This is a genomic window from Jatrophihabitans sp. (assembly GCF_046262535.1).
GTDB lineage: Bacteria > Actinomycetota > Actinomycetes > Mycobacteriales > Jatrophihabitantaceae > Jatrophihabitans.
In genome coordinates this window covers 14,212-37,843 of the sequence record NZ_JBHEMO010000113.1, presented here as the reverse complement: position 1 = coordinate 37,843, position 23,632 = coordinate 14,212, and the positions used below count along the sequence as shown (strand labels likewise).

Annotated in this window: 22 protein-coding genes and 1 pseudogene; 6 read left to right on the top strand and 17 right to left on the bottom strand. The window is 68.9% G+C overall.

All coding sequences use genetic code 11. The features are described from left to right. From dop to arc, 5 genes are all read right to left on the bottom strand, one after another. A partial coding sequence (gene dop, locus ABR571_RS15425; RefSeq protein WP_409454092.1) for a depupylase/deamidase Dop occupies positions 1 to 1,164 on the bottom strand: 1,164 nt, incomplete at its 3' end. 21 nt (positions 1,165 to 1,185) lie between these two features. After that, positions 1,186 to 3,102 (bottom strand): M48 family metallopeptidase, encoded by a 1,917-nt coding sequence (locus ABR571_RS15420; RefSeq protein WP_409454091.1) that lies wholly within the window; start codon positions 3,100 to 3,102, stop codon positions 1,186 to 1,188. A gap of 8 nt (positions 3,103 to 3,110) precedes the next feature. Then, entirely contained in the window at positions 3,111 to 3,710 is a 600-nt protein-coding gene (locus tag ABR571_RS15415; RefSeq protein ID WP_409454090.1) for a LemA family protein, read from the bottom strand. 42 nt (positions 3,711 to 3,752) lie between these two features. Then, positions 3,753 to 4,505: a sulfite exporter TauE/SafE family protein gene (locus tag ABR571_RS15410; RefSeq protein ID WP_409454089.1), complete on the bottom strand. Its 753-nt coding sequence runs from the start codon at positions 4,503 to 4,505 to the stop codon at positions 3,753 to 3,755. Between the two features lie 120 nt (positions 4,506 to 4,625). After that, positions 4,626 to 6,401, bottom strand: coding sequence for a proteasome ATPase (gene arc / locus ABR571_RS15405; RefSeq protein WP_409454088.1), 1,776 nt, complete (start codon positions 6,399 to 6,401; stop codon positions 4,626 to 4,628). 144 nt (positions 6,402 to 6,545) lie between these two features. Between arc and ABR571_RS15400 the strand changes: the two genes are divergently transcribed. Further along, complete coding sequence (locus ABR571_RS15400; protein ID WP_409454087.1) at positions 6,546 to 6,821, top strand: ferredoxin; 276 nt, start codon at positions 6,546 to 6,548, stop codon at positions 6,819 to 6,821. Positions 6,822 to 6,834: 13 nt separating this feature from the next. Here the strand turns inward: ABR571_RS15400 and ABR571_RS15395 are convergent, their stop codons facing one another. Continuing rightward, positions 6,835 to 7,734: a tRNA (adenine-N1)-methyltransferase gene (locus tag ABR571_RS15395; protein ID WP_409454086.1), complete on the bottom strand. Its 900-nt coding sequence runs from the start codon at positions 7,732 to 7,734 to the stop codon at positions 6,835 to 6,837. After that, a complete protein-coding gene (locus tag ABR571_RS15390) occupies positions 7,731 to 8,879 on the bottom strand; it encodes a site-2 protease family protein (protein WP_409454085.1) in 1,149 nt (382 codons plus the stop codon). The genes ABR571_RS15395 and ABR571_RS15390 overlap by 4 nt, the downstream gene beginning before the upstream one ends. A gap of 51 nt (positions 8,880 to 8,930) precedes the next feature. On the opposite strand from ABR571_RS15390, the gene lepB reads away from it, so the two are divergent. Beyond that, positions 8,931 to 11,171, top strand: coding sequence for a signal peptidase I (gene lepB / locus ABR571_RS15385; RefSeq protein ID WP_409454084.1), 2,241 nt, complete (start codon positions 8,931 to 8,933; stop codon positions 11,169 to 11,171). Positions 11,172 to 11,232: 61 nt separating this feature from the next. After that, positions 11,233 to 12,120, top strand: coding sequence for a RecB family exonuclease (locus ABR571_RS15380; RefSeq protein ID WP_409454083.1), 888 nt, complete (start codon positions 11,233 to 11,235; stop codon positions 12,118 to 12,120). 17 nt (positions 12,121 to 12,137) lie between these two features. Here the strand turns inward: ABR571_RS15380 and ABR571_RS15375 are convergent, their stop codons facing one another. Genes ABR571_RS15375 through ABR571_RS15365 form a run of 3 tightly spaced genes read right to left on the bottom strand, consistent with a single transcriptional unit; the run spans position 12,138 to position 15,040 of the window. After that, the gene (locus tag ABR571_RS15375) at positions 12,138 to 13,265 is read right to left on the bottom strand and encodes an alkaline phosphatase family protein (RefSeq protein ID WP_409454082.1); all 1,128 of its coding nucleotides are present in this window, start codon (positions 13,263 to 13,265) and stop codon (positions 12,138 to 12,140) included. Next, the gene (locus ABR571_RS15370) at positions 13,258 to 13,905 is read right to left on the bottom strand and encodes an HAD family hydrolase (RefSeq protein ID WP_409454081.1); all 648 of its coding nucleotides are present in this window, start codon (positions 13,903 to 13,905) and stop codon (positions 13,258 to 13,260) included. The genes ABR571_RS15375 and ABR571_RS15370 overlap by 8 nt, the downstream gene beginning before the upstream one ends. A gap of 22 nt (positions 13,906 to 13,927) precedes the next feature. After that, entirely contained in the window at positions 13,928 to 15,040 is a 1,113-nt protein-coding gene (locus ABR571_RS15365; protein ID WP_409454080.1) for a tyrosine-type recombinase/integrase, read from the bottom strand. Positions 15,041 to 15,728: 688 nt separating this feature from the next. Here ABR571_RS15365 and ABR571_RS15360 point away from each other — a divergent pair. Beyond that, entirely contained in the window at positions 15,729 to 15,890 is a 162-nt protein-coding gene (locus ABR571_RS15360) for a hypothetical protein (protein WP_409454079.1), read from the top strand. A gap of 690 nt (positions 15,891 to 16,580) precedes the next feature. Here ABR571_RS15360 and ABR571_RS15355 read toward each other — a convergent pair. The 4 genes from ABR571_RS15355 to ABR571_RS15340 all read right to left on the bottom strand — a co-directional run bounded on the left by ABR571_RS15355 (position 16,581) and on the right by ABR571_RS15340 (position 19,600). Continuing rightward, positions 16,581 to 16,775, bottom strand: a complete 195-nt coding sequence (locus ABR571_RS15355) for a hypothetical protein (protein WP_409454078.1) — start codon at positions 16,773 to 16,775, stop codon at positions 16,581 to 16,583. A 175-nt stretch (positions 16,776 to 16,950) separates the two neighbouring features. Continuing rightward, the gene (locus ABR571_RS15350; protein ID WP_409454077.1) at positions 16,951 to 17,391 is read right to left on the bottom strand and encodes a TIGR03667 family PPOX class F420-dependent oxidoreductase; all 441 of its coding nucleotides are present in this window, start codon (positions 17,389 to 17,391) and stop codon (positions 16,951 to 16,953) included. 414 nt (positions 17,392 to 17,805) lie between these two features. Then, the gene (locus tag ABR571_RS15345) at positions 17,806 to 19,098 is read right to left on the bottom strand and encodes a PP2C family protein-serine/threonine phosphatase (protein WP_409454076.1); all 1,293 of its coding nucleotides are present in this window, start codon (positions 19,096 to 19,098) and stop codon (positions 17,806 to 17,808) included. A gap of 70 nt (positions 19,099 to 19,168) precedes the next feature. Beyond that, positions 19,169 to 19,600 (bottom strand): ATP-binding protein, encoded by a 432-nt coding sequence (locus tag ABR571_RS15340; protein ID WP_409454075.1) that lies wholly within the window; start codon positions 19,598 to 19,600, stop codon positions 19,169 to 19,171. Positions 19,601 to 19,711: 111 nt separating this feature from the next. Between ABR571_RS15340 and ABR571_RS15335 the strand changes: the two genes are divergently transcribed. Further along, positions 19,712 to 20,044, top strand: a complete 333-nt coding sequence (locus tag ABR571_RS15335; RefSeq protein ID WP_409454074.1) for an STAS domain-containing protein — start codon at positions 19,712 to 19,714, stop codon at positions 20,042 to 20,044. A 52-nt stretch (positions 20,045 to 20,096) separates the two neighbouring features. On the opposite strand, the pseudogene ABR571_RS15330 reads toward ABR571_RS15335, so the two are convergent. The 3 genes and pseudogenes from ABR571_RS15330 to ABR571_RS15320 form a co-directional block, all read right to left on the bottom strand. After that, positions 20,097 to 20,711 (bottom strand): annotated as a pseudogene (locus tag ABR571_RS15330) (Pr6Pr family membrane protein). Between the two features lie 125 nt (positions 20,712 to 20,836). Then, positions 20,837 to 21,220 carry an ATP-binding protein gene (locus ABR571_RS15325; RefSeq protein WP_409454073.1) on the bottom strand — a complete coding sequence of 128 codons (384 nt, stop codon included), beginning with the start codon at positions 21,218 to 21,220 and terminating at the stop codon, positions 20,837 to 20,839. A gap of 59 nt (positions 21,221 to 21,279) precedes the next feature. Next, the gene (locus tag ABR571_RS15320; protein WP_409454072.1) at positions 21,280 to 21,588 is read right to left on the bottom strand and encodes an STAS domain-containing protein; all 309 of its coding nucleotides are present in this window, start codon (positions 21,586 to 21,588) and stop codon (positions 21,280 to 21,282) included. A 145-nt stretch (positions 21,589 to 21,733) separates the two neighbouring features. On the opposite strand from ABR571_RS15320, the gene ABR571_RS15315 reads away from it, so the two are divergent. Further along, positions 21,734 to 22,882, top strand: a complete 1,149-nt coding sequence (locus ABR571_RS15315; protein WP_409454071.1) for a PP2C family protein-serine/threonine phosphatase — start codon at positions 21,734 to 21,736, stop codon at positions 22,880 to 22,882. Positions 22,883 to 23,632: the final 750 nt, after the last annotated feature.

Here is a 23,632-nt window from a genome sequence, read left to right as displayed (position 1 = left end):
CAGGCCGTCGCGGTCGCGGTAACCCTCGAGGAGTCGCAGTTTCGCGACCCAGTCGAGCTCGCGGGCCAGGAGCATCGGGTCGGCGGCCAGGCGCTGCAGCACCGACTCCCAGCGATCGAGGACATTGCGGGTCTGCTCGTCGGCGTCGTCGCCCTGCCGGTCGTCGACGAACTTGCGGGCCCGGTCGAGGTACTCGCCCTGCAGGTCGAGAGCGGTGATCGTACGCCCGTCGGCGAGGGTGATCGCGTGCCGCAGCGTCGGGTCGTGCGAGACCATGTGCAATTCACGGACCGGAGCGCTGGTCGCGAGATCGTCCGCGAGGTAGTTGGCCTCGATCATGTCCAGGACGAGGGCCGTCGTCCCGACCTTCAAATAGGTCGAGATCTCGGACAGGTTCGCATCGCCGATGATCACGTGCAGCCGGCGGTAGCGGTCGGCGTCGGCGTGCGGCTCGTCGCGGGTGTTCACGATGGGCCGCTTGAGCGTCGTCTCCAGCCCGACCTCGACCTCGAAGAAGTCGGCGCGCTGCGAGATCTGGAACCCGGAGGTCCGGCCGTCCTGGCCGATGCCGACGCGACCGGCGCCACAAACGACCTGCCGGGTGACGAAGAACGGCACGAGGTGGCGGACGAGGGTGGCGAACGGCGTGTCCCGGCGGCACAAATAGTTCTCGTGCGCGCCGTAGGAGGCGCCCTTGTTGTCGGTGTTGTTCTTGTACAGGTTGATGGTGGCGCCGATGCCCTGCATGGTCGCCACGCGGCGGATCGCCTCGAGCATCACAAGCTCGCCGGCCTTGTCCCAGCGGACCGCGTCGAGCGGGTTGGTGACCTCGGGGCTGGAGTACTCGGGGTGTGCGTGATCGACGTAGAGGCGGGCGCCGTTGGACAGGATGACGTTGGCCATCCCGGCGTCCTCTTCGGCGTCGATGAACTCCTGCGCGATGGCTCCCCCGGCGCCCGACCCACCCAGGTCGAAGCCGCGGGCGTCGCGCAGCGGCGACTCCTCCTCGAAGTCCCAGCTCGCCCGGCGGGCCCGGCCGGCCGGCAGCGTGCTCGCGTAGGCATTGACCACCTGGGCCGACAGCAGCATCGCGTTGGCCGACGGCTGGCCGGGCAGGCTCACGCCGTACTCGACCTCGGTCCCCATCACGCGTCGCACGGTCATGTGTTCGAGGCTACGGGAGACTCACGCGACGAGCGGCGGTAGCGGGCACCGGAGCACGGTGCAGGCGGCTCGCAGCAGCTCCGCTTCGCCTGCGGTGAGCACCCCGTCGTCGGACACGGCCGCGACCAGGGCTTCGACGAGCACCTGTTTGTTGCGCGGGTCGAGCGTGTTCAGCGGATCCCAGCCGGCGTCGAGGGCAGCCCAGGGGTCGGCCGGGGGCGCGAAGGGCACCTGGCGGCCGGGCAGCAGGCGGCTGGCGGCGGCGGCGAACGCGTGCCCCGCGGCGGCCGCGTCGGCATTGCCGGCGGCGGCGACGACGGCGAGCAGGGTCACGGCCGCGTCCTCGACCGCCCGTACCGGCGCCCGACCGGGCCGGGAGCGGTCCCGGGGCGATTCGGCGTCCAGCAGGTAGCCGCCGACCACCTTGCCCAGGCAGTACTCGAAGACGGTGATCGTCGCGCCGGCGCGGGCCAGCTCGTCCAACGTGGTCCGCAGTGCCGTGCGCTCGCCGACCGGGCGGGCCGTCAGTTGCGGCAGCGCCAGCTGGGCGATGGGCAGCCGGAGCACCGGTTCCACACCGGCCAACGCGCTGGCCTGCGTCGCCGCCGCCGCCGCGACCGGTTGCCCCAGCCGATTCCCGATGATGCGCAGTTGCACGTCGCGCACGGCGGGCCGCGTGTCGACCAGCATCGCGAGGATCAGCGGAACCGCGGCACTGGCCTGGCTTGCGGCAGCGCGCAACGGGGGCGGGATGCGCGCGCTGAGCCGCGCCCCCCGCGTCAGATCCTCGGCGGTGACCGACCGGACGCGGGCGCTGACGCCCTCCGGATCGACGCGCACGGTGGCGTCCGGCCGTGGTGGTGCCGGCCGTGCCGCCGGAGGCGCGACGCCCGCACCGACCAGGCCGAGCGACGCGTCCTCGGCGAGACCGTCGGGAGGCTGGTCGGCGAACTCCTTCTCCAGTTCGGCGAGCTGCTGCGGCGTGGTCGTCGGGTCCAGGGCGGCAATACGCTCGAGCAGGGGCGGATGGGTTGCATACATCGAGGACAGCCGGCGCGAGCCCTCGCCGAAGAGCATGTGGCTGACCTGCTTGGCCCCGTGGCGGTCGGTCAGCGCCGAGCCGTCGGGCAGCCCGGCGATCTTCTTCAGCGCGCCGGCCAACCCCGTGGTCTGGCGGGTGAACTGCACCGACGACGCATCGGCCAACCATTCGCGCTGCCGACTGACCGCCGCCTTGATCAGTCCGGCGAAGAACTGTCCGACGAAGCCGAGCACCACGAGGGCGATGGCGATGAAGAGCAGCGGGCTGCCTTTGGAGTTGCGCGAACGGCCGCCGCCGAACTGCAGGAAGCGCAGGCCGACCAGGCCGAGCAAGAGAATGCCGTTGAGCAAACCGATCAGCCGGACGTTGAGCCGCATGTCGCCGTTCAGCACATGGCTGAACTCGTGCCCGATCACGCCCTGCAATTCGTCGCGGTTCAGGCGGTCCAGGGCACCGGAGGTCGCGGTGATCGCGGCGTCGGCCGGGCTGAACCCGGCGGCGAAGGCGTTGATGCCCGGCTCCTGCTCCAGCACGAACAGCCGCGGCATCGGGATGCCGGAGGCGATCGACATCTCCTCGACCACGTTCACGAACCGCCGCAGCCGCGGATCGGTGGTCGACGGGTCCACGGCTACCGCGCCGACCGACTGGGCCACCGCGGCTCCCCCGGCCCGCAACGCGATCAGCTTGCTCGCCGTACCGCCGCCGATGATCAGCAGCGTGAAGACGCTCATCGCCACGAGCGCACCGACAATGGTCGAGGTGGGGCCCTGGCGGACGAGGTAGAGGACGACCGCGTCGTTGACGGCGACGATCGACACGACGGCGAGCACGAACAGCACGACAAGGCGCACCGTGGTGCTCCGCGCGGTGCGCTGCCGCTCGAAGAAGTTCACGTCGGGGCCTAGAACTGCACCTTCGGCGCTTCGCGCGTCTCAGGGTGGTCGGGCGCGATCTCCCACTGGGCCGCGGGGCCGAAGTGGAAGCTGCCGGCGATGACGGACCCGGGGAACGCCTGGCGCCGGTTGTTGTAGCTCATCACCGAGTCGTTGTAGGCCTGCCGGGCGAAGGCGACCTTGTTCTCGGTGGATGTCAGTTCCTCGGTCAGCTGCATCATGTTCTGGTTGGCCTTGAGATCGGGGTAGGCCTCGGCCGTGGCGGTGAACCGGCCGAGTGCGCTCGTCAGGGCGCCTTGGGTGGAGGCCAACTTCTGCATCGCCGCCGGGTCGCCGGGGCTGGCCTGCGCCGCGCCGAGGCCGGACACCGCCGCGGCACGGGCGTTGGTGACAGCTTCGAGCGTTTCCCGCTCGTGGGCCATGTAGGCCTTGGCCGTCTCGACCAGATTGGGGATCAGGTCGAAGCGCCGCTGCAACTGCACGTCGATCTGGGCGAACGCGTTCTGGAATGCGTTGCGAGCCCGGACGAGGCCGTTGTAGGCGGCGATCACCCAGATGATGAGCAGGAGTACGACCACCGCCACGATGATCCCGACGACGAGTCCCATGAACACACCTCTCCGGTTGAGTGTGTGCAGGGTAGCGGCCCGTCAGAGCAGCAGCTTGATGATTGCCGCGACGCCGACGACGACGATCGTGGCCCGGAGCACCGCCGGTGACAGTCGACGTCCGATCTTGGCGCCGAGCAGCCCACCGACGATCGATCCGCCGGCGATCAATCCCGCGGCGGTCCAGTCGACGTGGGTGACGGCGACGAACACCACGGCGGCGACGAGGTTCGTGACGCCGGCGAGGACGTTCTTGAGCGCGTTCTGCCGCTGCAGCGACTCGGCCAGGAAGAGCCCGAGGAACGCCATCAGCAGCACGCCCTGGGCGGCTCCGAAGTATCCGCCGTAGACGCCGGTTCCGAACGAGACCACCCACAACGCCACCGACACGTGTTCCGTGGCGCCGCGGCCCCGCGCGGTCAACCACGCAGTCGCCTGCTTGCCGAAGACCACCAGGACGAGCGCCAGCGCGATCAAAATCGGGACGATCGCCTTGAACGCCCCCGCGGGCAGCTCGAGCAGCAGGACGGCGCCGGTGATCGCCCCCAGAGCCGAGGCGGTGCTCAGCAGAAGCGCCCGATTGCGTTGACCGGCCAGTTCGCGCCGGTAGCCGTAGGCACCGACAAACGAGCCGGGGAACAACCCGATCGTGTTCGAGACGTTTGCGGTCACCGGCGGCAAGCCGACGCCGAGCAACACCGGGAACGAGACCAGGGTGCCCGAGCCGACGACCGTGTTGATCGTGCCCGCCCAGATGCCCGCGACGAAGACGAGCACCGCCTCCCAGAACGTCACAACCGTCTACTCAACCACTCCCAGGTGGACGGTCTTCCTGCGCCTGCAGCCGTCCCAGGCTCCGGTGCAGGAAGATCCGCAGAGGGGCCAGGAGGCGATCCGCACTCGGCGCAGCGATTGTCAGAGGTACTGGCCGGTGTTGCCCACGGTGTCGATCGAGCGGCCGGCCTCGGCGCCCTTGCCACCGGACACGAGCGTGCGGATGTAGACGATCCGCTCACCCTTCTTGCCGGAGATCCGGGCCCAGTCGTCGGGGTTCGTGGTGTTCGGCAGGTCCTCGTTCTCGCGGAACTCATCGACGCACGCGGCGAGCAGGTGCTGCATACGCAGACCCTTCTGACCGGTCGTCAACAGGTCCTTGATGGCCATCTTCTTCCCGCGGTCGACGATGTTCTGGATCATCGCGCCGGAGTTGAAGTCCTTGAAGTACAACGTCTCCTTGTCACCGTTGGCGTAGGTGACCTCGAGGAAGCGGTTCTCCTCGGACTCGGAGTACATCCGCTCCACCGTGTGCTGGATCATCGCCGCGACCGTGGCCTCGGTGTCACCGCCGTGTTCGGCGAGGTCCTCGGCGTGGATGGGCAGGCCGGCCAGGATGTACTTCGAGAAGATGTCGCGGGCCGCCTCGGCGTCCGGGCGCTCGATCTTGATCTTCACGTCCAACCGGCCCGGGCGCAGGATGGCCGGGTCGATCATGTCCTCGCGGTTGGACGCCCCGATCACGATCACGTTCTCGAGGCCCTCGACGCCGTCGATCTCGGACAGCAGCTGCGGCACGATCGTGTTCTCGACGTCGGAGCTCACGCCGGACCCGCGGGTGCGGAAGATCGAATCCATCTCGTCGAAGAACACGATGACAGGCGTGCCCTCGCTGGCCTTCTCCCGCGCCCGCTGGAACACCAGCCGGATGTGCCGCTCGGTCTCGCCGACGTACTTGTTGAGCAGCTCGGGGCCCTTGATGTTGAGGAAGAACGCCGTCGCCTTCTCGTCGCCGCCGTGTACCCGCTGCACCTGCTTGGCCAGCGAATTGGCGACCGCTTTGGCAATCAACGTCTTGCCGCAGCCGGGCGGCCCGTAGAGCAGAATGCCTTTCGGCGGGCGGAGCTGGTGCTCGCGGAACAGGTCGGCGTGCAGGAACGGCAGCTCGACCGCGTCCCGGATCGCCTCGATCTGGTGGGTGAGGCCGCCGATGTCGCCGTAGTCGATGTCGGGAACCTCTTCGAGGATCAGTTCCTCGACCTCGCTCTTGGGCACCCGCTCGTACGCGTATCCCGAACGCGACTCGAGCAGCAGCGAGTCGCCCGCGCGCAGCGGGTTCTCGCGCAGGACCTCGGCCAGGTAGACGACCCGCTCCTCGTCGGTGTGGCCGACCACGAGGGCGCGGTCGCCACCGTCGAGGATCTCCTTGAGCATGACCACTTCACCGGCCCGTTCGAAGCCGCGCGCGGCGACGACGTTCATGGCTTCGTTGAGCATGACTTCCTGGCCGTGCTTGAGCTCGTCCAGGTCGACCTCGGGTGACACGGCCACGCGCAGCTTGCGACCGGTGGTGAAGATGTCGACGGTGCCGTCGTCGAAGGCCTCCAGGAAGACGCCGTAACCGCTCGGCGGCTGGGCCAGGCGGTCGATCTCTTCCTTCAGCTGCACCATCTGGTCGCGGGCCTCGCGCAAAGTGTCGGCCAGCCGGTCGTTGCGGTCGCTCAGCGCGGCGACCCGGGACTGCGCTTCGGCCAGCCGGTCCTCCAGCAACCGCATGTGACGCGGCGACTCCGAGGCCTTGGCCCGGAGAAGCTCGAGTTCCTGCTCGAGGAACGCCGTGCGTCGGCGCAGGTCGGCGTCACCAGGCGAACTCTGCGCAGGTGGGCCGTCCTGCCCACCTCGCGGCTCTTGAGCCATGCGGCCACCTCCCACTGTGCTGCCCGCTCGGGCGCGGAGTGTTCGCGAAATCCCACCCTACACACGGGAACGCCCCGCGCCTCGGAACTACCCTGGTCCTGTGCAGAGGCAAACGCGACACAGTTTCCGACGGGTTTCCGGGGTATGAGCGACGGGCTACAGGTGTGGATCGACCAAGAGCTGTGCACCGGTGACGGCTTGTGCGTGCAGTACGCGCCCGAGGTGTTCGAGTTCGACGTCGACGGGCTCGCCTACGTCAAGGACGGACAAGGTGAGCTGTTGACGGCAGCCGATGCACGGGCCGCGGTCCCGCCGTCGCTTCGCCTCGACGTGATCGCCTCGGCGAAGGAATGTCCCGGCGACTGCATTCACGTCGTCCGCGAGTCCGACGACGTCGAGGTGGCCGGCCCCGCCGCCTGAGCCGGTCGCGCGATCACGGCAGGTTCGGCCGGAACGGCACGTCCGGATCCGGCTCGGTCACGGTCGGCATCTCGTCGGATTTGGCCGGCCGCCGCTGGCGCGCTGGCGCCGTCACACCCGGAGCGAGCCTTCGGGCTGTGACAAGGAACGCAGTGTGCCCGATCATGCGGTGCTCGGGCCGGACGGCCAGCCCGACGACGTGCCAGCCACGGACGAACGTCTCCCATGACGACGGCTCGGTGAAGCCGCCGTGCGCGCGGAGTGCCTCGACCAGACGGGACAGCTGGGTGGTCGTGGCCACGTAGCCGATCAGCACACCGCCGGGTCGGATCGCCTCGGCGACCGCCGGCAGGACCTTCCACGGACTGAGCATGTCGAGGACGGCCCGGTCGACCTGCTCGCCACCGGGGTGCTCGGCCACATCTTCCCGGCGCAGCGTCCAGTTGTCCGGCAGCTCGGCGAAGAACGTCTCGACATTGCGGACGGCCACGTCGGCGTGGTCGTCACGCACCTCGTAGGACAGCACCCGGCCGGTCGGGCCGACTGCCCGCAGCAGCGCGCAGGTCAGCGACCCCGACCCGGCGCCCGCCTCGAGAACCGTCGCCCCGGGACAGACGTCGCCCATCGTGATGATCTGCGCGACGTCCTTGGGATAGATGACCGCGGCGCCACGCGGCATGGACAGGACGAAGTCGGCCAGCAACGGGCGCAGCGCGAGGTACTGCGTCCCGCTGGTCGACGCGACCACGCTGCCTTCCGGCGCCCCGATCAGCTCGTCGTGCTCGATCGCACCGCGGTGGGTGTGGAACTGCTTGCCGACCGCGAGGGTGACCGTGTGCAGCCGGCCCTTGGGATCGGACAGTTGGACGCGCTCCCCCGCCTCGAACGGACCGGACCCGGGTGCCCTGCTCATGCACTGCCCTTCATCGCCGCGTCGCCTCGCAGCCGCTGGGCGAAGTCCCGAGTATTGATGATCCCGGCGGCGCTCCCGTCCGGACGGATCACCAGGTACTCGTGGGCCGGCGTGGTCTGCATCCGCCGCAGCAAGGCTTCGGCGTCGATGCCGTCGGGCACCATCAGGCCGGGTTCGAGCGGGCGCGCGACCGCACTCACCGGTGTCCAGGCCCGTCGCTCCAGTGGCACGGCGCCGATCTGCGCTTCGTCCACGATCGCAGTGGGCTGCTCCCCCCGGTCGACGAGGACCAGGCCGCGGGCCTGCGCCTCCCAGGCCCGCCGCAGCGCCTCGGTCACCGAGAGGTCGGCCGGCACGAACATCCCCGGTCGGACCAGTTCAGCCACCGCGACATCGGGCAGCAGGGCCATCAGCTGCGCCAGCTTGAGCGACTGGCCGGCGCCCAACCAGAGGTAGCCGGCCAGGCCGAAGGAGAACACGGCCGCGGCCACGCCGAGCGAGCCACGCTGCGCGGCCAATCCCGACGCGGCGACCGCGATGGCCACCGCCCGCCCGGTAACCGCGGCCACCCGGGTACCCGTCACCGGGCGGGCTCCGAACGCGCAGACGGCGGCCCGCAGCAGCCGCCCGCCGTCGAGCGGCAGTCCGGGCAGCAGGTTGAAGCCGGCGAGGAGGAGGTTCGTCCAGCAGAGGAGCCCGAGCAGCGCCGTCGACAGCGTTCCAGCAGGAGAGGCGTCGTAGGCCAGCCAGGCGCCGCCGGCGATCAGCAACGAGACAACGGGCCCGGTGCCGGCGATGAGGAACTCGTCGCGGGCCTGCCCGGGCTCACCGTCGACCTCCGAGACACCGCCGAGCGCGAACAGCACCACTCGCCGTACGGGGTGGCCGAGGGCCAGACTGACGATCGTGTGGCCCAGCTCGTGGGCCAGGACGCAGAAACCGAAGAGGACCGCGAAGCCGACCCCGGCCAGGTAGGCCGGTCCCGCTCCGAGAGCGGGCACGGCGTCGTCGATGATCGGTCCGTATACGGCCGCGAGCAGGGCGGCCACGAGCAGCCAGGACGGCATGATCTCGATCGGCACGCCGCGAATGCGCCCCACCACCAGGCCGCGCTGGGCCCGTCGTCCTGGCGGCGCGTTCGTCACCACGGCGATGCTACGGGCACTTTCCGGGCCGGACGGACTACCGTCACGGGCGTGACCGACGACCCGGAACTGCGAGCGCGCATCGAGGCCCAAGTGGCCGCTCGGCGTGCCCGCAAGGCGTCGGCGCCGCCACAACCGAGCGAGACCGAGCCCGACGCGCGGGACAGCGTCGATGAGGAGCCGGCCGGCACTCGGTCGCTGACCCCGGCCCGGCCCTGGACCCGGCGCAGTCGGGACGTCGAGCCGTCCATGCCCGAGCCGGCGGCGGCTCGGGGACCCGAGCGCGAGCCGGAGTCCGACGACGACGCAACGCCTGCGGCGGAGGATCTCGGCAACGGTGCGCCAAGCGGCGTGCTGCGACCGGCCCGGCCGTGGTCCACCCGCCGCTCGAGCGCGAAGGACGAGCCCCCACCGCCGGTGACGCCGTCCAACCCGGACATCGTTCTGCGCGAACTGGCGGCCGAGCTGACCCCCGACGAGCAGGTCCGCCTGGACCGGGTGCGCGACCTGGCCTCCGAACCCGAGCTGGAAACCGACGAGGTGCCGACCGACCAGGACGCCGACTTCGGTTCGGACGGCTCCCCTGACGGCGGTTCGGGTGGCTCGGCTTCTGATGAGCCCGTTGGCGACGACTCCGCTCGCGAGGGCGGCGCCGGCGAGGACGGCGAGGCCGAACCGTACCCATGGGAACGGCGCGAAGCGGTCGATCTCGACCTGCGCGGAGCACCGACCTGGGACCCGTCGATGTACCCGCCCGAGCCCGAGGGCGGCGCGCAGCCGGCGCGCCGGGCCTTCCGGTGGCTGTTCGCCCGTGCCCCACAAGGCGACGGCGAACCCGCGCCACCGGCGCAGTACGGGCCAGAACCTGGGTACGCGCCGGAGCCGGTTGAGGCCTTCGAGCCGCAGTCCGCGGTCGACGATGAGCTGGACGAGGTCGACGACCACGAGCCGGAATCGCCGGCGACGGCGGGCGAGCGCGAGCCGGAGCCGCCACTGGCACCGGCCGTCCAGCCCCGGCGGCGGTCGGCGGGCCGACGGTTCGGCCGGCGCCGCGGGCCCGAAGTGCCTCCAGAGGCGGATGACGAGCCCGACGAGCAGTTCGAGTTGCCGGAGCCGGACGCGGCCTTCGAGCAGCCGTGGCTGCGCTCGGACTCGCTACCGCGACCGACCCGGGACTGGTCCCGGGCCGCGGAGCGGACCGGTGCCCATCTCGACCCCACCGCCGAGCCGGAGCCGATGGCCGCGTCCCACGCGATCAGTCCCGATGAGGACCTCGAACCCGACCTCGACCTCGACCTGGAACCGGCGCCCGCCTTCGCGGCCGCGCCGAGGTACGAACCGGAGCCCGAACCAGCGCCGGAGCCCGAACCAGCGCCGGAACCCGTGCCGGAACCGGTGCTCGAACCGGTGCTCGAAAAGAAACCGGAGCCGGTGACACCGCCGTTGCCGGCGGCGGGGGCGCCGCGGCGCCGCCCGTCGCCCGGCCCCCGCGCGGCTCCCGGGGGCCCCCGTCGGCGCCCGAGTCCGGGTCCTCCGCCGGCGCCGTCGGTTGCGCGCGCGGCGGCCGCGGCGCCGCCTCCCCCGGTCTACGGACCCCGCGCATCCGCGTCGACGGCGGCACCGGTTCAACGGCCACCCAGGGAGGTGGACGAGCCCGAGGACCCCGACCCCGCCGCAGGTGCTGACGGCAGTCCTGACGACGGTGGCGACGAAAATCGGAGGCCGAGGGGTGGCAGCGGGCGCCTGCGCCGCCTGATCACCCGCGCCTTGATCATCATCGCGATCGCGGCCGGCGCCGCCCTGTTGCTGCGCACCTGGGTTGTCCAGCCGTACTACATTCCGTCCGCGTCGATGGAACCGACCCTGCACGGATGCGACAACTGCAACGACGACCACGTGCTGGTCGACAAGGTCTCCTACCGGGCCCACGGCGTCCGGGTCCGCGACATCGTGGTCTTCACGCGCCCGAAGGGCGTGCAGGTGCCTGACAAGGTCCTGATCAAACGGGTGACCGCCCTCGCCGGCGACAAGGTCAGCGCCAAGAAAGGGCAGATCTACGTCAATGGCCTGGCCATCAACGAGCCCTACCTGAACAAGGACAAGTCCTGCTACGCCCGCTCGCCCGACGAGAACTTCCGCTCCCGCACCGTGCCCACCGGCTCCGTCTTCGTCATGGGCGACAACCGCTGCAACTCCACCGACAGCCGCGACTTCGGTGCGATCCCGACCGCGTCGATCGTCGGCCGCGCTTTTGCCATCATTTGGCCCCTCAAACGGATCGGAGGCCTCTGATCCACGGCCGTTCAGCCTGTCGTCTCCGAAACTGTCGTAGGCCGCGCCTACCCTCCTGGGCATGACGCAATTGAGCGATCCCGAGGCGCCCGTGGCGCTGCCCGACGCGGTACTGGGATCCCTGTCTCCCTCTCGCGCGGCGGACTTCAAGAGCTGCCCGCTGCTCTACCGCTTCCGCTGCGTCGACCGGTTGCCCCAGTCGCCGTCGCTGGCTGCGACCAGGGGCACGATGGTGCACGCAGTCCTCGAATCGCTGTTCGACCTGCCCGCTACCGAGCGCACCCTCGCCGCGGCGGCCGAACTGCTGCCCGCAGCCTGGCAACGCGTCCGCGACGAGGAACCGGCGGTCGACGAGCTGTTCGCCGACGACACCGACGGCAGCCGGTTCACCGAGTGGATGGCCTCGGCCACGTCGCTGCTCGGCAACTACTTCGCGCTGGAGGATCCGTCCCGGCTGGAACCGGCGTCGCGGGAGGAACTCATCGAGGTGGTGGTCGACGGGCTCCGCTTGCGCGGCTACGTCGATCGGCTCGACGTGTCACCGGCCGGTGACATTCGGGTCATCGACTACAAGACGGGCACGACGCCGCGCGAAGCGTTCGAGGGCAAGGCGCTGTTTCAGATGAAGTTCTACGCGCTGGTCCTCTGGCGCACGCGCGGCGTGGTGCCGCGCCAGTTGCGTCTCATGTACCTTGCCGACACCGACACGCTGAGCTACGCCCCCGAGGCCGAAGAGCTCGAGCGGTTCGAACGCACGATCATGGCCATCTGGGCGGCGATCCAGCGGGCGATGGAGACCGGCGACTTCCGCCCGAGCCCCAGCCGGCTCTGCGACTGGTGCGACCACAAGGCGCTGTGCCCGGCGTTCGGCGGGACGCCCCCACCGTTCCCGGCCGACGCGGTGCTCACCGACCCGCGCGACGATCTGCCGGAGGTCCGCAACCCCTGATCGGCCGGCCGGTCCGATCAGGTGCGCAGGGCGAGAAGTGGTATCGCCGTCTCGGCCGGCGTGACCGAGCCGTGGAAGCCGATCAGCGCGGCAATCTCCGGTGGTTCGTGACCGGTCGCCAGCACCACCGTGTCGCCGCCACAGATGACCACGACGTCGCCGATGCGGGGCAGGTGGGCCGGACGGACCGGCCCGAACATCCCGGCCGCGACCGCTTCGTCGCGCAGCAGGACGTCGGCCCGGTCGCCGAGCACCGCCTGCCACGTTGCCCGCACGTCGGCCACCGCGCCGTCGGCGACGTGCAGATAGCGCACCCGCGGCTCGCCGGCGACGACCCGGATCCCGTCGGCCAGCCGCGGATCGGCGTTCAGGTCGACTCGTCCGGGCTGCGGCACGTCCAGTCCGCCGTGGTCGGCGGTGACGAGCAGCACCGTGTCCGACGGCAACCCGGCGACGATCCGGCCGAGTACGGCGTCGACCCCGGCCGCGGCCTGGGCCCACTCGGGTGACGCGATGCCGTAGCGGTGGGCGGCGGTATCGAGCGCGGCGGTGTAGCCGTAGACCAGGCCCGGACCCGAACGCACCTCGTCGAGGAGTTCCGCCACGTAGTCCTGACCCTTGCCGACCCCGCGGAAGCGGGCGCCGCGGTAGGCCGCCTCGGTGAGGCCGCTGCCTGCGAAGTACGCGGGCAGCACCGCGGAACTTCGCCGACCGGCGGCGGCCAGTCGCTCGTACGAGGTGGGTACCGGTTGCCAGGTCGCCGGTTGGGGTTCGTCGCGCCACAGGATGTGGGTGAGCACCCGGTCGGTGCCCGGCACGTTCACGGTGAAGCCGAGAATCCCGTGCTCGCCCGGCGCGACGCCCGTGGCCAGCGACACCAGGCTGGTTGGTGTGGTCGACGGGAAGGTACAGCTCAGCTGGCTCAGCGACCCGGTCGCGCCGGCCAGGGCCGACGCCAGCAATGGGGCGTGCGCGGCCATCGGCGCAAGCAGGTGATAACCCATGCCGTCGACGAGGACGACGACCACGCGGCGCGCGGGGCCGAGCTGGTCGACCACGCCCAACCGGTCCTCCGCTCCGGGCACACCCAGCACGGCGGCCGCGGCCGGCAGCACGTCGCAGATGCTCGCCGACCGGTCAGTCACCGACCACCAGCGCACGCAGATCGGCCACGGTCCGGTCGGCCAGCGACGGCCACACCGTGCGGGTCACGGTCGGCTCGATTCCCACTTCACTGGGCACCGCGAGCACGACACAGCCCGCTGCCTCAGCCGCGGTGATGCCGAGTGGGGAGTCCTCGACGGCGACGCAGCACCGCGGGTCGACACGAAGCAGTTCCGCCGCCCGCAGATACGGATCCGGATGCGGCTTGGGCCGGCGGACCTCATCGCCGCAGACGGTGGCCGCGAAGTACTGCCGGCCGATCGTGTCGAGGGCGATCTCTGTCAGCCGGCGGTGGGTCGACGTGACGAGCGCGGCCGGGAGGCCCGCTTGGGCGACGGCCGCGAGCAGTTCGTGTGCGCCGGGCTTCCAGACCAGGTCGGTCGCGAACAGCTCGGCCGTTCGTTCCGTCAGGTAGGCGGCGCTGGACTCGGCGTCGGCCTCGATGCCGAGGTCGGCGTGCAGCACCGCGACCGACCGTCCGAGGCTCGACCCGACCATGCGGGTGCGCGCTGCGGCCGACAGCGTCCCGCCCAGCCAGGTGGCCAGGTCGTCCAGCGCGACGTCCCACACCTTCTCCGAGTCGAGCAGCGTCCCGTCCATGTCGAACAGCACCGCCTGCATCCTGTGCCCCGGATTTCGGGGGCTACAGCCCATTGTGGCCGTCTGCGGTACACAACGGGTACACATCAGGAAGCAGTTTGCTGAACGTTCTGCTCATCGCCCCTCTACCCACTTCTTCATCCGTGGCCATGAGGTATGAGTACACGCGCCAAGTGATCTCCGGTGACGAGTGGCCGAGCCACTTCGAGACCGCGACGATGGAAACGCCCTGGCTGATGAGACTCGAACCTGAGGTGGTGCCGCAACGAGTGCGGTGAGAGGTTGACGCCCGCAGCGGTACTGAGGTCGTCGAACAGGTAGCCGGCGATGGACTTGGTCCGGCCGGCGAGCTCCCGCTGCTGAATACCAGACCGTCCCTTCTGGGCCGGCGTCGGATCTGCTCGGCGAGTCCGAGGACCGCATCGTCGGCGGGCACATCACGCCAGGAGGCGCTGGTCTTCAACGCGCCCAACTCGCCGCCCGGTCTCCGCTGCTGGCGGACGTGGACGACCTTGCGCAGGAAGTCAACATCCGAGACCCGAAGTCCACACGCTTCACTGAGTCGCAGCCCGAGATCTACGAGCGTGATGACGAGCGCGCGATAGTCGATCGACGTCGCGTCGATGACCTTGCGTACGTCCTCGTCGTGCAAATGGACGTCGCGCCGGCCTGGCGCAGTCGGCGGCTTGACCAGCTTGGCCACATTCGCGCTCACGAGGCCGTCCGCGAGCGCCGCGTCGAGGATCTGGCGCACTTGACGCAGTACTTGTCCGACGGTGCCGGGTGCAAGCGTGCTGGACCAAGTCGAAACGGCCGACGACATCGTGCTGGGCTTGATCGATCCGATTGGATAGTTACCGAGCACCGGAAGGATGTGCCGGTCGAGGCGCGACCGTTTGACCACCCGCGTTGTGTCGGCGGCAAGATTGTGCGTGTGGGCGGCGAAGTGTTCCTCCGCCACGTCGCGGAACAAGCGGGCCGCCGCGCGTGGATCTACGTATCCGCCGACGAGCTTCGACGCGTCCACCTTGGTGAGGTAACGCTCCGCGTCGACGCGGCGGTCAAAGACCTTGGTGCGTTGAGCGGCTGTCGGGTCTCGGTAGCGGACGTACCAGCGCAGGTGTCCGTTGCGGCTGCGCTTCTCGATGCTCGACATGGGGGCGGCGTTCCTCGGTTCGGTGTTGGCTCTTAGTGTGCGCTGGCGCTTGTCGTCGGTTTCGCATGAGCCAGCCAGAGCTTGAGTGGCCGGGCAAAGGAAGTCCGGTAGACGCCGATACCGCCCGGTCGTCGTAACCCGTCCCCGGGTCAAGCCACTGTGGGATTGTCGTTGGACTGCCGGCGTAGCCAAGTTTGTAACCCGGCGCCGAAATAGTCTTCACGCCGGGACGGGCGGTCGCGCCCAAGCTTCGCCGCAGCGAGACCCGTCCACCCACGATCCAAACCGTTTCCGGGGCCTCATGCCTGTTAGTCAGACTGGAGCTTGGTAGTCAGACTGGGGCTCGCGGGTGCACTGGTCGTCGGCCGCGCCTCCTGGGGTGTCGATCTGATCGGTGTGGACTGCGGCGCGGATTGTCGCCGGCGTGAGACGGCGAGCTAGCCGAAGGCCCCGGTGCTCCATGAGGACGACGGTGACGTCGCGGCCGCATTTGGTGCATGGGTCGGCGCGAGGTTCCTGACGCGTCGTCATCGGCCTATCATCCGCCGTCCCGGGCCGATTGCCGACCGGCGGACTTCAGCCGCAAAGCTGCCCCACGAGAGCTCGACCCAGGGCGCCCGGGCGGGACAGGGGAGACAGGTGTAGTGGTGGGTTGGTTTCCCAACTGGCCGGCTGGGGATGATCTGGTATGAGCACAGCGCCGAAAGACACTGATTCAGCGAAACGAGCCCAGCAGGACGCCAACTCGATGGGCATGAACGAGGACGACGAACGCGAGGCGCGGGAGCGGGCCGAAAAGACTGGCGAGCCCCAGCGCGACGCATTGGGCAACGAAGACGGCGCGAGCTGATGAATCGTGACCGGGACCGGCGCGAACGGGATGGGCGCGACCAACAGGATGGCGGGGACGAGACGACACCGGAGCCTGCTCAGACCGACAATCCGACAGGCGAGGACCAGGCCCAAGCCAACACCGACGAGGAGCCTGCGGGCTGATTCGGCCGAGGTGGCTGGCTTCTGCCGAGCTGACCCCAACGTCGCGCAGCAGTTCGCGCACGTCACATTCCTGTCTGACAACCTGCGGACCCGACAAAATCTGCAGACGCCGACACTGGTGCTGCAGGGCACGATGACGTCATCGCTCCGGTCGCGGTCGGCAAGTTCGTCCGTGATCAGATCCCAAACGCCACGATGGTTCTGCTGAATGCCACTGGCCATTGCCTGCACCTGTCAGCACCGGAGGAGACCACGGAGGCAATCGCGAGGTTCTTGATGTCCACCGCCTCTGCCACGCGATGACCGCCGGGGCGGCGGCGTCGTCGGCGGGTCTATCGAGGGGCCGGGGCCGAACCGTTAACAATCACTGGTTGGTGCCGGAAGTTGAAGCCTGCGAGGGTATTGACCGCGCCGAACTGGCAGCGCGGATTCGCAGCTGAGCACCTGAGGCGTCGCGGGCACTGCCGCGCGTCGAAAACCACGGGGAGGACAAGAGGGCGCTGTGGCGGAGACGCGCAACGGCGCAGCCGCAAACCCAGAACCCCTACCGGCGCCGCCGGTCCACGACAAAGATTGGAACACCAGTCGAGACCAAGAGCGACACCTCGCCATCGACCGTCTTGACATCGACCCAGCCGCCACGCTCACGCACCTTCGCCTCAATCCGTACCTTCACATCCGCGGCGCTCTCATCGTCAGCGAGCTCGAGGTTCTGATTCGCGTAGTGCAACTGGGTCATGCATGGCAGCGTCCCTCACCGCAGCACCAACGTCCAGGAAGGCAGCGCCCACGTCGTTTGGCCGCGACACTGCATGACCAGTCCCCCGATCTCCACACCACGAACCTGCCAGGGCCACAGTCGCATCGATGTTCCCGGTCGGACAGCCTCTCTACCGGCTGCCCCGGAGCGGCGCTTAGGCGAACAGACGTCGCGGCGTCACGACGATCGGTACGGAGAAGAGTTCGGAGAACTCGGCCGCGCTGCCGAACAGGGCGCCGATTCGCTCGGCGTACTTAGCTCGATACTCCGCGTGCTGCTCAGCGCAGGGCATAGTGTCGTCGATGTGGGCCTGGCCCTCGATGCGAATCACGTCCCTACCGATGTCCGTCACGTCCAACGTCAGCGAGACCTCGGGATTCCGGCGGATATTCGCGAGCTTCTGCTTGTCCGGGCGCGTGTAGATCAAAATGCGCTCATCAGGAAGACGCAAAAACCACACCGGCACGGAGTGCGGTCGCGCGCCGGGATCAACAGTCGTCAGCCAAGCCATGAGGTTGCTGTCCAGCCGCCGTTGAACATGGGCCCGTCGCTGCTCATCGACGTCGACGCCGGAGTCCAAGCCACTGGTCTGCATGAGCGAACCGTAGATGCGCCCCCCGACATCACAGTCCCGGCTCTCCGCGGCTGGCACGCAGCTGGACGGCGGATCGTGCGAGCACGCGCGCATCGCTGTCGGTCGGTACGTGCAGTCGGCCTCTTCGGGCAAACAGCCCCTGGTTCTGCACCTGACCGCCCCTCACCGCTTCACCTGACCACCCCGTTCACCATCTGAATCCCTTCTCCCGCTGTTTCCGGCCAAACCGTGGACCCCGCAGGAGCGGTCCCAGACCATGCAGAATCGCATCACGTCATAGCGGCCCAGGGCGCGCGAGATCGCCGAATCTAGCGCAGCAACTGCGGACCCGCGCCGACTACCACGGCGGCGATGTGCACGGCCGCCGAAGCGAACGCAGCCGTCCGTCGCATGGCTGGGGACTGTCCCCCGTACTTAGGCTGCGCAGGCGATGGCAAGGATTGCGATGTCGTCGCGGGGCGCGTCAGCGACGGTCTGGTGCAGCCGGGCAACGATCTGATCGGGGTTCATGCCGTGGCAGGAGGCGAGCAGCCGTTGCAGGCCGTCCTCGCCGAGTCGGTGTGGCCGTCCGGAGTCAGCTAGTCCGTCGGTGTGCAGGACGAGGGTGTCGCCAGGGGCGAGGTCCACGGTGGTGTCGCTGCTTTCGATCGTGGACAGAATGCCGAGTGGCTGTCCGGGTTGGCCGATGCTTTGGACTTCGCCGTCGTGGCGGAGCAGCAGTGGAAGTGGGTGTCCCGCGCTGGCCAGCTGGATCAGGGTGCGCTGGGGGTGGGGTTCTATTCGGGCCACCAGGGCGGTGACGAATGGTCGCTCGTTGCCGGTGGTGTTGTCGGTGGCGAGCGCGAGGTTGGTGGTTTGCAGTACGTCACTGGGTGAGCGGTGTTGTACGGCGCAGGCTCGGATGCTGAAGCGGGCGGAGCTGGTGCGGGCGGCGGCGGCCGGTCCGGTGCCGCACACGTCGCCGATGGCGATGACCCAGGCGTGTTCGTCGATGGGGAATGCGTCGTAGAAGTCGCCGCCGACTTGGTGGCGGTCCACGGGCTGATAAACCGCTGCCAATTGCACGTGCGGGATGTCGGGAAGTCGAGGGGGCAACAGGCTGGCCTGGAAGGCAGTGGCGAGGTGCTCAACTTCCTCTAACCGCTGCCGGGCGGTGAGCAGGGCGTTCCCCGCGCTGAGCCGCAGTTCGAGCTCATCCATGACCAGAGCGGCCAGGTCAGTCAGGATCGCTGTTTCCTGCTCACTGATCGGGCGCGGGATCATGTCGATTGCGCACAGCGTGCCCAGGTTGTGACCGTCATGGGTAGTGAGCGGTGCCCCGGCGTAGAACCGCAACCCGAAGTCGCCTGCCACGAGTGGGTTGGTGAGCGTGCGCGGGTCGTTCTTTGCGTCGGTGACCAGCCAGGGCTCGGAGCCGAGGATCGCCGAGGCGCACAGGCCGGGGGCGCGGCCGATCTCGGTGACATCTAAACCGTGGTGGGATTTGAACCAGATGCGGTCGGTGTCCACCACGCTGACGATCGCGATCGGCACGTTCAGCAGCCGGGCCGCGAGCGCCGCGATCCGATCGAACGCGCCGTCTGGCGGCGTATCGAGGATGTCGTAGCGTCGCACGGCCGCCATCCGTCGCTGCTCGCGCAGGACGTCCGGGTCGACGCCTCGGGCTGGATCGGTGGCGGCGTCCAGCGGCGCCCGGCTATGCGTCACCTCGACAAGGCTACCGGCGTGGGAAGCGTGCAGAACATCCTTGCCACGGCTCCAACCCCCGCTCAATGGTCTATCCACGAAGAACGCAGTTGAGCGAGGCCGACGCGGTGGCCGGCACGGCAAGATCGGCCCATACCCGCTTACCACCGGCGACCGGAACGACGCCCCAACCCGTGGCGAGCGCGTCAACGATGCGTAAGCCCCGGCCGTGTGCGTCGATCTCTGACGGGTTTTGCACTCGGAGCTGTCCTGCCGCGTCGTCCTGCACGGAGACGTGCAGCACGCTGTGATGCAGGGCGAATTCGACCGCTACTTCGGCCGAGCACCCGGCGTTGATGGCGTTCGTTACCAACTCCGTGACCACCAGCTCAGCCGTGGCGACAACCTCGCGGCCGTCGGCCACGTGCCCCACGACCGGGTTCAAGTACGCGCGGCAGAATGAGCGGGCGTGGCCGGGCGATTCCGGCTCACACGCAAAACTGCGCCGCGCTTCCAAACACACAATCCCACCATATGCCGCTTCCAGCCGTCTGCCAGCAGGGATGGCCCTCTACCAGCAACCGGGGGCACATGCGCACCCGTGCGCACGAGCGGGTTCGGATATGTTGGGCACGTGGAGCTGACTGCCCTCACCGACGCCAGCGGGTGCACGACGCTCGTCGTCAGCGGCGAGGTCGACATGGAAGGTTCCGAGAAGCTACGCAGGACGGGCGTGACCGCCACCCAGACCCACAAAGGCCAATCGCTCAAGATCGACCTGTCAGCGGTCACGTTCCTGGACTCGACCGGCCTCGGCGCCCTCATCGACCTGCGCAACGCCACCCACGACCAATCGGTGCCACTTGAGCTCATCGACCCATCCGGACCCGTCCTACGCCTCCTCGCACTCACCCGACTCACCGACATATTCAGCATCAACGACGCGACCGACCCGCCTAATCGTTGACCGGGGCGTCCCTCCCCCATCTTGCGTGCATGTTGTTGGCTGACCGGATGCGTCAGCTGCGTCGGCTCCGTTCAATCGGCGCCACAGGGAGTTTGCGGTCACCGACTGCGATCAGTGCGGCGACAGCGACAGCGCTGAGAACGACGGTGACCAGGACGGCGGTGACCGCGACGCGGGGGTAGCCGTGGGTAGCGACGTCGAGGAAGGGGTAGGGATACCACCTCCAGATCGCCCCGCGGAGGAGCGTGTAGATGATTCAAAGCAGGGGGAACAGCAGCGATCCCAGAATGGTCTTGCGGGGGCGTGGACCGAACGCCAGCCATCCGAGGATCACCATCACTGGCACGACGTAGTGGACAAGGTCGTTGACGAACGTTTCGGCCCTGCCGTTGGGTTCGTGGATCTTGGCCAGCACCGTGGAGTAGACCATGCCGGTGATGGTGATCCCGATGAGGGCGGCCAGGCGAAGGCTGCGCCAGGCGGTCCCGTCACGGTGTGGTCGGATGGCGAGACGCCGCTCACGCGGATGGCGATGATGATTTGGACGGTGACGGCTGCGAGCACAAGGACGGCGATTAGGGCGTGCCAGGCGCGCGCGATCACGTTTTGACGTTAGCCCGCGACGCGGTCGGTCGGCGGGTAGGGCATGTGCATGGATGCCTCGCATCCAAAGAGGGCAGGAGGACGATCCTTGCTCGTCAAAGGAATCACCACGCCGATGCCCAGGAACTTCGGCGGTCATCCAACTCAAGGGCGCGAGACGTGGGAAGTGATTGTCGAAGCGCCGAGGGGCTAGGTGGCGAAGGTGGCCCACACCTTTTTGCCCGCGCGGCGGGTGTCGACTCCCCACGCGCTGCTGATCAACTCGACGATGGGCAGGCCGCGACCGCTAGGCGCATCGGCGGTGGGCGTCCTGAGGACGACGCGGCCGGCCGCGTCGTCTGCCACGGTGAGCAGGATCCGCTCGGAGTCGGCGTTCAGTTCAACGGAGACTCTGCTCGCCCCGGCTTTGATCGCGTTGGTCAAGAGCTCGGACAGCACGAGCTCGACGTCGGCCACCAGGTTCGCCGGCGCGTGCAGTCCGGCGGCGAGCTCGTGGGTCAGCCATCTGCGGGCCTGAGCGATGTTGGACAGGTCCGGTGCGTATTCACGTGTCGCGGAGTGTGTCCAGCTCATGACGCAGCTCTCATGCCGCCGCTGCCGTCAGGCGCCTTGTATTCACGGATTCGTGCTACTCACGTGTCGATCGGATCGAAGAGGTGTTCGACGCCGGTGAAGCGCAGCACTTCCGATACGCGCGCGGACAGCGGCCCCAGCTGCAGCGTGGCCGATGCATCCCGAGCCGCGGTGCGGGTCTCCAGGAGCGCGCTGATGCCGCTGGAGTCGATGAAGCGGATGTCGGACAGGTCGAGCACCAAGCTGCGGCTGCCGGCGTGCAGAGCGTCCCGAACTGCCCGGTGAAGCTCGTCGGAGGTGGCCAGGTCGAGTTCACCGGAGAGTGTGAATACCGCTGTGTCGGCCTCACAACGGACGTCCAGTTCCACGGCTCCAGGTTAGCGAACAACGAGGAAACATTGGAGCATTGACGGGAGTCTGGGCCGCTGCCTTTAGACTCCCGACGTGCCAGAACGTGAACCCAGCGGGCGTCTGGAAGCCTTGTCGTCGCTGACGGACTCCAATTTGGGGCGGTTGCACGTCGACGACCTGCTCACCGAATTGCTGGAACGCATAAGAGTCATTCTCGATGCCGATACCGCAGCCGTGTTGCTGATGGAAGCCGGCTCCGACGCCCTGGTCGCGCGCGCCGCCCGTGGGCTCGAGGATGAAGTCCGCCAGGGGGTCAAGGTGCCGCTCGGCGTCGGCTTCGCCGGCTCGATCGCCGCCCGACGCGAAGCGGTCCTGCTCGACCGCGTTGACTCGACGACCGTCGCGAACCCGATCCTGTGGGAAAAGGGCATCAAAGCGATGCTCGGCGTTCCTCTGGTGAGCGGCGAAGAGGTCATCGGGGTTCTGCACGTTGGTCGCCTCGGCCCCCGGCCGTTCACCACAGAAGACGCCGACCTGCTGCAAGTGGCGGGAGACCGCGTCGCGGCCGCGTTGCAGGCGCGACTGCTTGCTGTGGAAACCGCAGCCGCGCAACTCCTCGAACGCGGTTTGCTCCCCACTCGGCTGCCGACGGTGGAGGGCCTGGAGTTCGCGTCGCGATACGTCACAGCCGACAACCGCACTATCGGCGGTGACTGGTACGACGCGTTTCTGTTGCCGTCCGGCCGACTCTGGCTGGTCACCGGTGATGTCGCCGGCCATGGCCTGGACGCCGCGGTCGTGATGGGCCGAGTGCGGAGCGCGTTGCGTGCCTACGCTCTACTTGACGCTCCCGTGGCCGAGGTCGTCGCACTCACCGATCGCAAAGTCGACCATTTCGAGATCGGGTCGATGGTCACGTTGGTGTGCGCGACTGCGCCGCCGCCTTACGACCGCTTCGACGTGTGCAGCGCCGGCCACCTGCCTCCCGTGCTAGCCGACCCCGCAGGGGGTGCCTCATTCCTCGAGCTGCCCGTCGGCCCGCCGCTGGGCGTCACGCGCGAAGCCAGACGCGAAGCGGCGACAGTGGAGCTGACGCCAGGTGTGGTCATGCTCCTGTACACCGACGGCCTGGTCGAACGACGCGAGACCTCGCTCACCCAGCGGCTGGCCCTCCTGCGGGACTCCACTCGAGCCGATGCCCCTGAGGCGGTGTGCCGCGACGTCATGCACGACCTTGTCGGAAGTGACACGACGCGAGACGACATCGCGGTACTCGCCGTGCGTCGCACGCCCACGCCAGCCCGCGCCTGATCCCTACCTCGTCCGCTTACCAGCTGGCTGCTTCTTCGCGATCTATGACTCCGTGGATCACCGGTGGGCGCAACCGGTAGGTAGACAGCCTTGGGGCCTCGAGCACGCCACGTCGCCGCTGCTGGCAGTCGCGCTCCGTCCCGTCCACACGCCGCTCCCGCGCCAGCACCAGCTGCCCTTGCCTACCCCCCACCCCACGGGCGTCTCCCACCCCTCCAGCACCACTCCCCGTGCCTCCACGAGCTTTCGACTGCAGCTTGACTGCCCGCTGCGTGGGCCAGCCTTGGATTCCCCGTGCGAGCCGCTCATCTGTCCGGCGGCGAAGCTCGGCCGCGGCGGATCGCATCACCTGGGCGTCCTCGCGCAGCACCTCAGCCCGACGCCTCGCGTCGTCGGCTTTCTTACGGCGCATCGCCGTGGTCACCCAGCCAAGGTATGCCGGGGAACGGCCAGCCCGTCAGAGTTGCAAGTCCCTATCCGCACGCGGTGGCCCGGGCAAACAGCCCCTGCGCAGCATCACCAAACGGGAATAGACCCGCGGTCCCGCGCGCAGGAGGTCCCCCACGGTCACTGTTTGCCCGGGGCACCCACAGCAACTGTCCTCCCCTACGAGCTTGATCGGAAGGGAGCGCCTTCGAGATCTTGAACCGGCCGGTCGGCACGGCCGCGGCGCGACTCGGGGCGATGTCCCGCTTATCTCTCGCAGGTTGAGCATCACCGGACTGAGTGGCCGCGTCCCATCGCCCCCCG